We start from the raw sequence: 9,265 nt of genomic DNA, 5'->3' as shown, positions 1-9,265 counted from the left end.
GGCGAGGCGGTAGAGCCGGTCGGCCTCGTTCTCCAGCCAGTCGACTTCGCCTTGCCGGTCGGCCTGTCCGGCGAGGTACCCGGCCCGGTAGTCGTCGCCAGTGACGTTCGGGCCGGTCATGCGGCGTGCTTCTCGATGAGGTCGGGGCGAAAGCCCGACCAGTGGTCCTGGTCGCTCGCGACGACCACGGGGGCGGCGGAATAGCCCAGCTCCTCCGTGACGTACGCGAGCGCTGCGGGGTTGGTGGTGATGTCGACGGTGGTGTACTCGATGCCCTTCTTCTCGAGCACCCGGTAAGTCATGGTGCACTGCACGCACGACGGCTTCGAGTAGACGGTGAGCATCAGTCGTCCCACCGGTCGCCGCGATGCGGGTCGTGCTCGTCGTTGACCGGGGACCAGGCGTGCAGCTCGGCCCACTTCTCGGCGGCGTCGGTGTGTCCGGCGTGGGTGAGGAGGTCGATGATGCCCGTCGCGCGCCAGCACGGCAGCGTCGGAGCGATCGCTTCCGTGACGGCCGGGTTGGAGAGCGTGGCCGCGAAGGCCGCGACGGCCGCCTGGTAGGTCGCCGCCGGGTCGGGCGTGGTCTGCTGCTGCTCGCTCATCGGTGGGTTCCTTCCGGGGTGTGGGCGTCGCCCTCGTCGTCGTCGCTCGCGTGCTCCGCGATCCACAGGTCCGCGGCCTCATCTCGTCCGAATGCTCGCAGGAGTCCGGCCAGCGCGTCGACCTCGGCGCAGCTGAGTCGCACGGCCAGCTCGTCGGCGGTGTCTCCGTGGGAGAACACGGACGCGAACTCGGCCACCGCGTCAAGGAGGGTCGGCTCCTCGGCCGCGGGGCTGGTGGTGATGGTGTCGGACATGGCGTTTGCTCCTCGGTGGTGGTGCGGGTCAGGATTCGGTGCGGGTGAGGGTGTCCACGAACATGACGCCCTCGGGGCCGGGGATCGTGGCGGTGTGTGCCAGCGCCCACCCGTTGCGTGCCAGACCTGAGAGGTCGACGTCGCGCTCGGCGATCCGGCGCAACTGGCTCTGCATCCCGTCCTCGTTCGTGGCCGGGACGAAGGTGCTGACGGTGGTGATCTGCTGCATGTTCTTCCTCTTCCTCATCGTTTTTTTGCCGTCAAGGCGGTTCTCCGCCTTAGCAACCGGAGGGCGCAGTGCAACCCGCAGGGCGGCGGTGGAGAGAGTTTCGGCGCGATGTGAGGGAGCGCAGCGACCGCGTGCCGAAAGTCTCGGAGGAGCCGGTGGCGCAGCCACTTGAACGGAGCCCGTAGGTAGCTACGACCGCAGCGAAGCGGAGGGAGCCGCCGAAGGCTTCACGGCAAAAAAGGGTGTGAGCCCGTAGGGCGACCAACGGCGGCCGGCGCAGCCGGGCGACCTCTAGGCGGCGCTTCGTCGCCGCTGCACGAGCGCAGCTCGCGCCTCCCGGAACGGGATCCCCGGGGAGCGTGAGGGGCCCGCCCCTCACGGGCTACCTACCTATATAGGTAGGTAGCCCTCGCTCGATCAGCTCGCGGCGGCCGTCTCGGTGGCGGCGGCTCGGGCTGCCTCCACCTCAGCGGCGGTGTGGTGTCCCTGCACGTCGGCGTAGGCGACTTTGTAGGGGCGGGTTCCGTCGTTCCAGTCGAGCGCGACAGTCACGCTCTTGGGGTTCACGCGGGTAACGACGTGCCAGCCGAAGCGGTGCTTGATCATGTCGCCCTTGGCGATCGTGTCGCGGCTGTGGATCGTGACCCGTCCGGCCGCGGCCTGCGCCTCGCGGACGGCGGTCCAGTAGTCGCGCTGGTCTTCGAGCTGCGCGCGCTGGGTGAGCAGCCGCTCCCGGTAGGCGCCCGTCGCGGGGGCGGTCGTCTCGATGTAGCCGCCACCGAAGTTGTGCGAGCTGCCCTCGATCTTCCGCGTGCAGCCGCGAATGTCGGTATCGAGCCGGTCGATGCGGCGGGCCACCATTCCCGGCGCGTAGCGGGATTCGGTGGTCCCGGCGGCGACGTCGGCGCGGGCGCGGGCGCGGGTGGCCTCGCGGTCGGCCTCGACGCTGCGGCCCATCGCGTTGTGGGCCTTCTCGATCGCGTTGCGGTGCCGCGTCTCGGAGTGGTGGCCGATCTTGATCGGCTCGCCACCCTCCGGGAGCCGGTCGAACGCGCGGCGCGCGGCCGCGTCGGCGGTATCGGCGTCCGCGGCGCGGCGCTCGGCCTTCGCGTCGAGCGCGTCGACCCGGGCGGCCTGGCGCTCGATAGTCGCCGCCTCCGCCTCGGCGGTCGAGCGGAACGTCTCTTCGGCTTTGATCGTGACCTCGTGTCCGGCGTCGCGCAGGGCGGTCGCGGCCCGGTTGATGGTCCACCACTTCGGCAGGCGGTCGCGGGACTGCGGGACGTACCAGGCGCCGATGGAGCGGCCCCAGCGCCAGCCGGACGCCTTCAGGATCTCGGCGGTGCCGTCCCCGCGGCTGGTGCCCTCGATGATCGTTCCGGCTTCGGGCGTGTGGGTGATGGTGAGCATGTCGGTTCTCCTTCTCGGTTCGGGGGGGGTCAGTCGTTGTCGCGGTAGTCGGCGGGCGTCTCGCTGCGGTCGTGCAGCGCGTACGCGGCCGGGAACAGGTCGAGCGCTCGCGCGACGTCGACCGGAACGACGACGTAGGCGCCGGAGGCCATGTAGCCGACGCGATCCGCGGGCAGCGCCTCCACGGGCTCGAAGTGCTGCAGCGTCACCCCGGGAAGCCCCGCGCGGCCCTCGCGGGTGACCAGGTGCACGGCCGGGGTCTGCTCGGTCACCGGGTCGCGGCCACCGGCGCCGACGATGACCACCTGACGGGCGGTCCGGCTGATCCCGTCCGCTCCGGGTCCGTGGTACTCGCTCTTGATGACCTCGGTACGGGTGCCGCGCTGCTGGCTCATGGTGTGTCTCCCTCTGGCTGATCGTTTTTCTTTGCCTCTCCGGCGGGGAAGACCGTTTGAGTGGAGGCGGCGGAGTGACGCCGATCACGAGCGATGTGAGGGAGCGCAGCGACCGCGTTCGGGATCGGTGGCACGCAGCCGGTGGAGCGAAATAGGTTGAAACCGCGGAGAGGTGAAGAAAACAGGTGGAACGGGCCGCCGTGGCGGCTTCCAACCTGCGGCGCGCGGCGCCGCTGCGCGAGGGCATCTCGCGCCCCCGGAACGGGCTCGGAAGCGTCTAGGACGCGGGAGGATGGGTACCTGGTAGGCAAGCGGCCGACGACGGGAATCCCATGCACCTGCTCGAGCTGACTATCGGACCGCGCCACTTCTCGCTGCCGGTCGACGTCGATCGCGTCGGGCTCACGCAGCGCCTCGAACAGGCGGCGGCCGCCGGCGGCGCCTTCGTAGAGATCCCGACGTCGCGCGGAACGACCTCAGCGTTCGTGACGCCCGCGACTGCCGTGTTCCTGGACGTCATCGACGCCCCCGACGAGACGGCCGACGGCCTGGACCCGCGGACCTCCTCGATCGACGTCGACCTGGTGGACAGGTTTTCTAAGTGGTGACGACGCCGCTCTAGCGACCGCGGTCGCCGCGGTCCGGCGCTGGCGTCGGTGAGGTGGCCGGGATCGCTCGGTCACCGCGCTCGGGCGCCGTGGTCAGCGCCGTGGTGGAGAAGCTGCGAGAGACGGTCGCCTGAGCCTGCGCGAGGGCGGTGTCGATCAGAGGGCGCCCGAACGCAGTGCGCGACTTGTCGACCTCGACAGTGCGCGGCTGCCCTTCCGCGGGGGTGTTGTAGCGGCGGAATCGCATCACGGTGGAGCCGGTATCGGCCAGCTGCTCGGCGGCGAACTCAGGGAGGGACCGACCTCCCGGGCCGGCATAAACGTTCCTGGCGTACTCGCTGGGCACCCATCGACCGCCGAGCTCGTCGGCGCCGGCGAGGGCGCGTTCGTAGGAGTCCTGCCAGCGGCCGGCGATCCGCGCTTCCGACAGCTCGAACGGCACCTCGACGTCGATCACTTCGACGCTGTAGCCGGCTGCCGCGAACCGCTGCCCCAGCTCGACCGCCTTCTCGGGCGAAGAGAGCACGGTGTCGATCACGACGTTCTGGCCGTCCCGAATGGCCGCGTCGCGGAGTTGGATAGCGAGAATGGAAGACTCTTCGTGCACGAGCGAGGCCAGCTCGAGCGGGAAGAACTTCTCCCCCGCTGCCTCGGCGGCGCGGACCTCGGGCGGCAGGATCGTGCTGTCGTAGGTGCCGTCCTTGATCGCTTCGGTGAGCAGCGCCCGCTTGAACTCGTCGGCGTCGATGGTGAGCCAGGCGTTGCGGTCGGTGCCGAGCACGTCTCGGAGAACGGTCGATTTACCGGCACCAGGCGGGCCGGCAAGGATGATCGCCTTCCGCTCTTGGCGCACGTCAGGGAATTGTGCGCGGTAGTCGGCCACAAAGCGGTCGTGTAGTTGTTGCCGCGCACCACGCGGCTCGTAATCCTGGTCGGCGCCGAGCCGGAACCACTCTCGGTTGTTCACCGTCGCGTGTTCGCTCTTGGGGCTCAGCGGCCCGCCCGCTCGCGCCCATGCACGCACTGTCTCGCGGTGCTTGGCGATCGCTGACGAGTCCTCCCCAGTCACCGACCTTGCTCGCTGTAGCGGTCCAGGATCTCGTCGTATGTGTCGACGTCGATGAGGTGCTCACTCAGAGCGCGTCGCACCTCTGCAAACTCTCCCGCGTCCGCGGTCGTCCAGTCGTAGCCGTCGCTAGCTGACCCCGGACGGTAGGACCAACGGCCGAGCTCATCGATGACCTGCTCCTTCGTCAGCTCCCCCGCGTCGTAGCGCTGAGCAATCTCGTAAGGCGTTGCGCCAGAGAATCCGGGCCGCACGTCCGACACTGCGGCCGCGGACTTCAATGCGCTGTTGACGGAGGGCTGTGAGATTCCAATTTCTTGCGCGAGCTGCCTCTGCGTGGTGTCCTCCGCAGCGCGGCGCAGCGCGCGAAGATATGACACCCGCGTTACGACCTGCAAGCTGCGCAGCTTGCGGATGGTCTCCCCATCGGGCCTCTGAATGATCGACACGGCAACCACCTCCTATAGAACATTCTATCTGAGGAGGCTGGCCGCCGATAGAAGTCAGCGGGCGTGAGCGGTCGCCAGCTCGGCCCAGTGGGTCGTGGCGCGCAGCGAGAGCGCTTCGCGCTTCATCGTCCAGACCGGCCCCTTGCGGATCCCGGCGAGGCCCAGTCCGACCGCGGAGCGGCCGTGGCGTTTCGTCACGGCGTCGATCGTGGCGCCCAGACCCTTGGAGTCGAAAGCCGTATCGAACACGTCGAGGAAGGCGTGGGAGTCCTTCGGCGACAGGTTGGTGAGGATGACGCCGGCCCGCACGTAGCGGGCGCCCTCGCGCAGCCGCGGGCGCAACGTCGCGATCGCGGCCTTGACGATACCCACCGGGTCGTCGGTGGGCACGGGGAAGCCGGCGAGGCCGCCGGCGGACTCGTACGGCGCGTCCGCGAACGGCGACGTCGACGCGAAGACGCTCATCGTCTTCGTCACCGACCCCTGCGCGCGCAGGCGGTGCGCGGCGCGTTGCGCGTAGACGGAGAGCACCTGCTCCATGTCCGCGATCGTCGTCACCGGAGTGGCGAACGAGCGCGAGAAGATCAGCTGATCCCGGACGGTGCGGGCCGCCTCGAGCGGGATGCAGTCGACCCCGCGCAGCTCGTAGACGGAGCGCTGCAGCACCACGGAGAACTTCTTCCGGATCAGCGCCGGGTCGGCATCGCGCAGGTCCCGGATCGTGTGGATGGACAGCTCCGCGAGGCGCTTCCCGGTGCGGCCGGCCACTCCCCACAGCTCAGTGACGTGCTGCGACGCCATGAGCGCGTCGAGCTGATCGGGCGTGTACCAGTCGGTGTCGCAGACCCCGCCGAGGCGCGGGTGCTTCTTCGCTCCGCCCTTGTTGACGAACTTCGCGAGCGTCTTGCTCGGCCCGAACCCGACGCAGACGGGCAGGCCGACGTTCTTGGCGACGGCGGCGCGCATCGCGCGGCCGATCTTCGCCCGCTCCGCCACGTCGCCGTCGACGCCGAGGAAGCTCTCGTCGATCGAGTAGACCTCCTGCCAGGCGGAGTATCGGCCCAGCAGCTCCATCACGCGGGCGGACAGCTCGCCGTACAGCTCGTAGTTGCTCGAGCGGGCGATGACCTCCGGAAGACGGCCGGAGCGGATCAGGGGTTCGATCTTGAACCAGGGGGTGCCGTTCTCGATGCCGAGCTGCTTCACCTCGTCGGAGCGGGCGACCACGCAGCCGTCGTTGTTCGAGAGGACGACAACGGGCCGGCCGGCGAGCTTGGGGTCGAATAGCCGCTCGCAGGAGACGTAGAAGCTGTTCACGTCGACCAGGCCGACGCGCCGCTCAGAGCGCACGGTGCAGCCGGTGGAGACAGACCGTGACGACGCCCCACACCTGGAGGTCACTCAGCTCGGCGACGTGGATCGGCGGGTACTCCGGGTTCTCCGCCCGCAGCACCACTCCCCCGGGGTGCAGCTCGAGGCGCTTGACGGTCAGCTCGCCGTCGAGGATCGCGATGACCACGCTCCCGTGCGTCGGCGTGATCGACCGGTCGACCACGAGCTCGTCGCCGTCGCTGATGCCCGCGCCGGTCATGCTCTCGCCCGAGACGCGGACGATGAACGTCGAGGTCTTGTCCCGGATGAGGTGGTCGTTGAGGTCGAGGGACCCGTCGAAGTAGTCCTGTGCCGGCGACGGGAACCCGGCAGCCACCGCGTCACTGGTGACGAGGAAGGCGACGGCGACGGCGTCCGAGGCCGGAGTCGCGATGCGCTCCACAACGGTCACGCTCATGGTCGGCCCCCTCCTCGTCTCATCGAACATATGTTCGAATGCGTCCGAGTGTAGGTCGGCCCCACCGACACTCGCTCCCAGCCCGCGCACCGAGCGGGATCGGGTGCTCATACCGGGCGAGTCCTACCCAGATACCTATATAGGTATCTGGGTAGTTTGCTAGGTGGATAGATAGCCATATAGGTTTGCGGCATGCAGACAATGATGATCTACAGCGAGAGCGGCGGTGCGACGAAGAGCACCACCGCGGTCTCCCTGGCGATGGTGGCGGCCGAGGAGGGGCGGCGGGTGATCCTGATCGACCTGGATCCGCGTGGCGCGACCACGAAGTGGCTCGACGCGCAGCCCGTCGACGTCGGGCTCGACGTCGGAGCGATCCTGGGTAACGCCGACCCGAGGGGATGGGCGGACGAGCTCGCCGTGCCTTCGCCCTTTCACTCGAACCTTCGAGTGATCCCGTCCGACCGCAGCGTGAGCGCACGCGAAACGGACGATCCCGGAGAAGTCGGGCATCGCTTGGCGGACTCGCTCGAGGATGTGCCTGCGGACCTCGCGATCATCGACTGCCCGAACCGCCAGGGCGGGTCGCTGATCTACAACGCCCTGACGGCGGCGGAGTCAGTGATCTACGCCGCCACGCCCACCGCTGACGGCGTGGACGGATTCATTGGTGCACAGGAGAGTGTGCGCCGCTACAACGACCTCAGCGACCGCGCAGCGGTCGAGGAGGCCGGCATCATCGTTGGCGGCTACAAGGAGACGATCACGCCGCGAGAGGCTACGCACAGCATCGAGCAGATGCGAGAGACGGGGCTTCTCCTGACTCCGCTCGTCCCGCACCGGACCATCGTCGGAGAGGTCCGGTACTCGCACGACTGGTACGGCAACTTCCGCAAGGGCGCACCCGTCGCCGCCGCATACCGTGAACTCGCACGAAAGGTCATCCGATGACGAACGAAGATCGCCCCGCCAGCCTCCCGCGCCGAGCACAGCCGGCGCCCGACCGCAGCGACCCGATCGCGTCCAAGCCTCGTCCGGCTCCGACGCCCGCACCGGCGCCGGTAGCAGCCCCGGTATCGCGGGCGAATGCGGGCACGGCGGCCACGCCGCCGCGGAAGCAGCCCACGGAGGTTCTGCATGTGGACGTCGATGCCGAGCTGTCGTACTACGTCCAAGACCTGCGAGCCGCGACCGGTCGCACTAAGAAGAACATCGTGGAAACGGCCCTGAGCGAGTACCGCGACCGGAACCCGCTCAGCTGAGCCCGAGCCCCTCGAAGATAGCCAGATACCTATATAGGTATCTGGCTATCTTGATTCTCATGCAGAATCTAAATGGCGCTGTTGCACCAGGAGCGAACGGCGGATTCGAATCGCTCTGGATCGGCGTTCCATTCGAGGGCGTGGCCGGCGGGGTCGCTGGCGATCAGCGTCGCATTCACGTGCGCGTTGCTGAACGAACGGGAGTCGCTGAACGGCGTGGTGCGATCACCCCCCGAATGAATCAGGAGCACCGGTATGCGTAGTGGTGCGGCTGCGTCTATCCAGTCGAGTGCTTTGAAGTTGAGAGGAACTGGTGAGCCCAGTAGACGACTGACACCGCGGGCGCCGAGAGCCCATGTGGCGGCCGCAGCGACGACACGGGGGACTCCGGCGTTAGCGGCGCTGAAGAGCACGCTGTTGCGCCAACTGAGGACGGGGGAGACAAGGATCAAGCCTGCGATTCTGGATCGGTGCGACGAGCTCGTGGCGAGGCGCAACGCCATTGAGGCGCCGCTGGACCAGCCGACGAGGACGACCCGGCGCGCTCCCCGCTCGAGAGCGAGCGCGATCGCAGCGTCGACGTCGACCCATTCGGTCTGACCGAGCGTGAACGCATTGAGTGGCGCCGTTGGGCCTTCTCCGTCACCGCGGAAGGAAGGCACCAGTGAGGTGTAGCCGGTGCCTCTGAGTGCATGCACGGAGCGAAAGGCAGCGTCTCGGCCGGACAGACTGCCGTGGATGTGGATCGCCCAAGTGTCTGCGGCGTCTCCTTTGCCGGAAAACAACCAGGCAGGCGCCTGTCCAAGCTCGGTTTCGACGGTCACCTCGCGGGCGTCCGGGTCGAGTTCTCGGGCCGTCGCGAACACATTCCCGATGGGTCGACTCAGGGAGCCGGCCGTGGGGGAGGGGGCATCAGCATTGAGTGTGAGGATGCGTTCGATCCCGTCTGGTCCGCTTCGCAGGATCGGACCGAGGACCGCGTGGCGGGTTTCGTCGTCGTAGAGCAGGCCGAGCTTGCCGTTCTGCTTCGTGATCGGAGTAGGACCGAGGACGATGCGATCGGGCGTCGGAACCGCGACGATCGGTGTTGGGCGGCTGCGCTGCGGTCGGATGACACGGCGCGCAACGGTGGCGACGACCGCGGCTCCGGCGACGCCGACACCAACTGCGGGGATCGCGACCCAGAGTGCGCTCACCGG

Annotated in this window: 14 protein-coding genes; 3 read left to right on the top strand and 11 right to left on the bottom strand. The window is 68.5% G+C overall.

The features are described 5' to 3' along the window. Positions 1-116: 116 nt before the first annotated feature. From nrdH to C5C69_RS14995, 6 genes are all read right to left on the bottom strand, one after another. Positions 117-347: a glutaredoxin-like protein NrdH gene (nrdH, locus tag C5C69_RS15020; RefSeq protein WP_056045893.1), complete on the bottom strand. Its 231-nt coding sequence runs from the start codon at positions 345-347 to the stop codon at positions 117-119. Continuing rightward, complete coding sequence (locus C5C69_RS15015; RefSeq protein WP_104258231.1) at positions 344-604, bottom strand: hypothetical protein; 261 nt, start codon at positions 602-604, stop codon at positions 344-346. Before C5C69_RS15015 ends, nrdH begins: the two co-directional genes overlap by 4 nt. Then, complete coding sequence (locus C5C69_RS15010) at positions 601-858, bottom strand: hypothetical protein (protein WP_219812386.1); 258 nt, start codon at positions 856-858, stop codon at positions 601-603. Before C5C69_RS15010 ends, C5C69_RS15015 begins: the two co-directional genes overlap by 4 nt. 28 nt (positions 859-886) lie before the next feature. Beyond that, the gene (locus C5C69_RS15005; protein ID WP_104234445.1) at positions 887-1,087 is read right to left on the bottom strand and encodes a hypothetical protein; all 201 of its coding nucleotides are present in this window, start codon (positions 1,085-1,087) and stop codon (positions 887-889) included. A gap of 417 nt (positions 1,088-1,504) precedes the next feature. After that, positions 1,505-2,497: a DUF3560 domain-containing protein gene (locus tag C5C69_RS15000; RefSeq protein ID WP_104234444.1), complete on the bottom strand. Its 993-nt coding sequence runs from the start codon at positions 2,495-2,497 to the stop codon at positions 1,505-1,507. Positions 2,498-2,526: 29 nt separating this feature from the next. Then, positions 2,527-2,892: a hypothetical protein gene (locus tag C5C69_RS14995; RefSeq protein ID WP_104234443.1), complete on the bottom strand. Its 366-nt coding sequence runs from the start codon at positions 2,890-2,892 to the stop codon at positions 2,527-2,529. Positions 2,893-3,224: 332 nt separating this feature from the next. Between C5C69_RS14995 and C5C69_RS14990 the strand changes: the two genes are divergently transcribed. After that, the gene (locus C5C69_RS14990) at positions 3,225-3,500 is read left to right on the top strand and encodes a hypothetical protein (RefSeq protein WP_104234442.1); all 276 of its coding nucleotides are present in this window, start codon (positions 3,225-3,227) and stop codon (positions 3,498-3,500) included. Between the two features lie 10 nt (positions 3,501-3,510). On the opposite strand, the gene C5C69_RS14985 is transcribed toward C5C69_RS14990, so the two are convergent. From C5C69_RS14985 to C5C69_RS14970, 4 genes are read right to left on the bottom strand one after another with little or no spacing between them, the layout of a single operon-like run. Then, entirely contained in the window at positions 3,511-4,569 is a 1,059-nt protein-coding gene (locus C5C69_RS14985; RefSeq protein WP_181028843.1) for a zeta toxin family protein, read from the bottom strand. After that, positions 4,566-5,015: a winged helix-turn-helix transcriptional regulator gene (locus tag C5C69_RS14980; RefSeq protein WP_104234441.1), complete on the bottom strand. Its 450-nt coding sequence runs from the start codon at positions 5,013-5,015 to the stop codon at positions 4,566-4,568. Before C5C69_RS14980 ends, C5C69_RS14985 begins: the two co-directional genes overlap by 4 nt. Before the next feature lie 54 nt (positions 5,016-5,069). Further along, on the bottom strand, positions 5,070-6,365 hold the full coding sequence (locus tag C5C69_RS14975; RefSeq protein WP_104258230.1) for a Y-family DNA polymerase: 1,296 nt from the start codon (positions 6,363-6,365) through the stop codon (positions 5,070-5,072). Next, the gene (locus C5C69_RS14970) at positions 6,355-6,804 is read right to left on the bottom strand and encodes a LexA family transcriptional regulator (RefSeq protein WP_104234439.1); all 450 of its coding nucleotides are present in this window, start codon (positions 6,802-6,804) and stop codon (positions 6,355-6,357) included. Before C5C69_RS14970 ends, C5C69_RS14975 begins: the two co-directional genes overlap by 11 nt. Before the next feature lie 192 nt (positions 6,805-6,996). Between C5C69_RS14970 and C5C69_RS14965 the strand changes: the two genes are divergently transcribed. Further along, a complete protein-coding gene (locus C5C69_RS14965; RefSeq protein WP_104234438.1) occupies positions 6,997-7,755 on the top strand; it encodes a ParA family protein in 759 nt (252 codons plus the stop codon). Next, entirely contained in the window at positions 7,752-8,066 is a 315-nt protein-coding gene (locus tag C5C69_RS16765; RefSeq protein WP_146079344.1) for a hypothetical protein, read from the top strand. Before C5C69_RS14965 ends, C5C69_RS16765 begins: the two co-directional genes overlap by 4 nt. Positions 8,067-8,134: 68 nt before the next feature. Here C5C69_RS16765 and C5C69_RS14960 read toward each other — a convergent pair whose 3' ends face one another. Then, a complete protein-coding gene (locus tag C5C69_RS14960; RefSeq protein WP_104234437.1) occupies positions 8,135-9,262 on the bottom strand; it encodes a S9 family peptidase in 1,128 nt (375 codons plus the stop codon). Between the last annotated feature and the right edge of the window lie 3 nt (positions 9,263-9,265).

Origin of the sequence: Rathayibacter sp. AY1C7 (assembly GCF_002931865.1) — a bacterium.
Taxonomy (GTDB): domain Bacteria; phylum Actinomycetota; class Actinomycetes; order Actinomycetales; family Microbacteriaceae; genus Rathayibacter.
This window is presented reverse-complemented; position numbering and strand designations above follow the sequence as displayed.

Bases quoted from the DNA above. Each gene is read 5' to 3' on its own strand.
- C5C69_RS15015 (WP_104258231.1), bottom strand. From the start codon at position 604: ATGAGCGAGCAGCAGCAGACCACGCCCGACCCGGCGGCGACCTACCAG.
- C5C69_RS15010 (WP_219812386.1), bottom strand. From the start codon at position 858: ATGTCCGACACCATCACCACCAGCCCCGCGGCCGAGGAGCCGACCCTC.
- C5C69_RS15005 (WP_104234445.1), bottom strand. From the start codon at position 1,087: ATGCAGCAGATCACCACCGTCAGCACCTTCGTCCCGGCCACGAACGAG.
- C5C69_RS15000 (WP_104234444.1), bottom strand. From the start codon at position 2,497: ATGCTCACCATCACCCACACGCCCGAAGCCGGAACGATCATCGAGGGC.
- C5C69_RS14995 (WP_104234443.1), bottom strand. From the start codon at position 2,892: ATGAGCCAGCAGCGCGGCACCCGTACCGAGGTCATCAAGAGCGAGTAC.
- C5C69_RS14990 (WP_104234442.1), top strand. From the start codon at position 3,225: ATGCACCTGCTCGAGCTGACTATCGGACCGCGCCACTTCTCGCTGCCG.
- C5C69_RS14970 (WP_104234439.1), bottom strand. From the start codon at position 6,804: ATGAGCGTGACCGTTGTGGAGCGCATCGCGACTCCGGCCTCGGACGCC.
- C5C69_RS14965 (WP_104234438.1), top strand. From the start codon at position 6,997: ATGCAGACAATGATGATCTACAGCGAGAGCGGCGGTGCGACGAAGAGC.
- C5C69_RS16765 (WP_146079344.1), top strand. From the start codon at position 7,752: ATGACGAACGAAGATCGCCCCGCCAGCCTCCCGCGCCGAGCACAGCCG.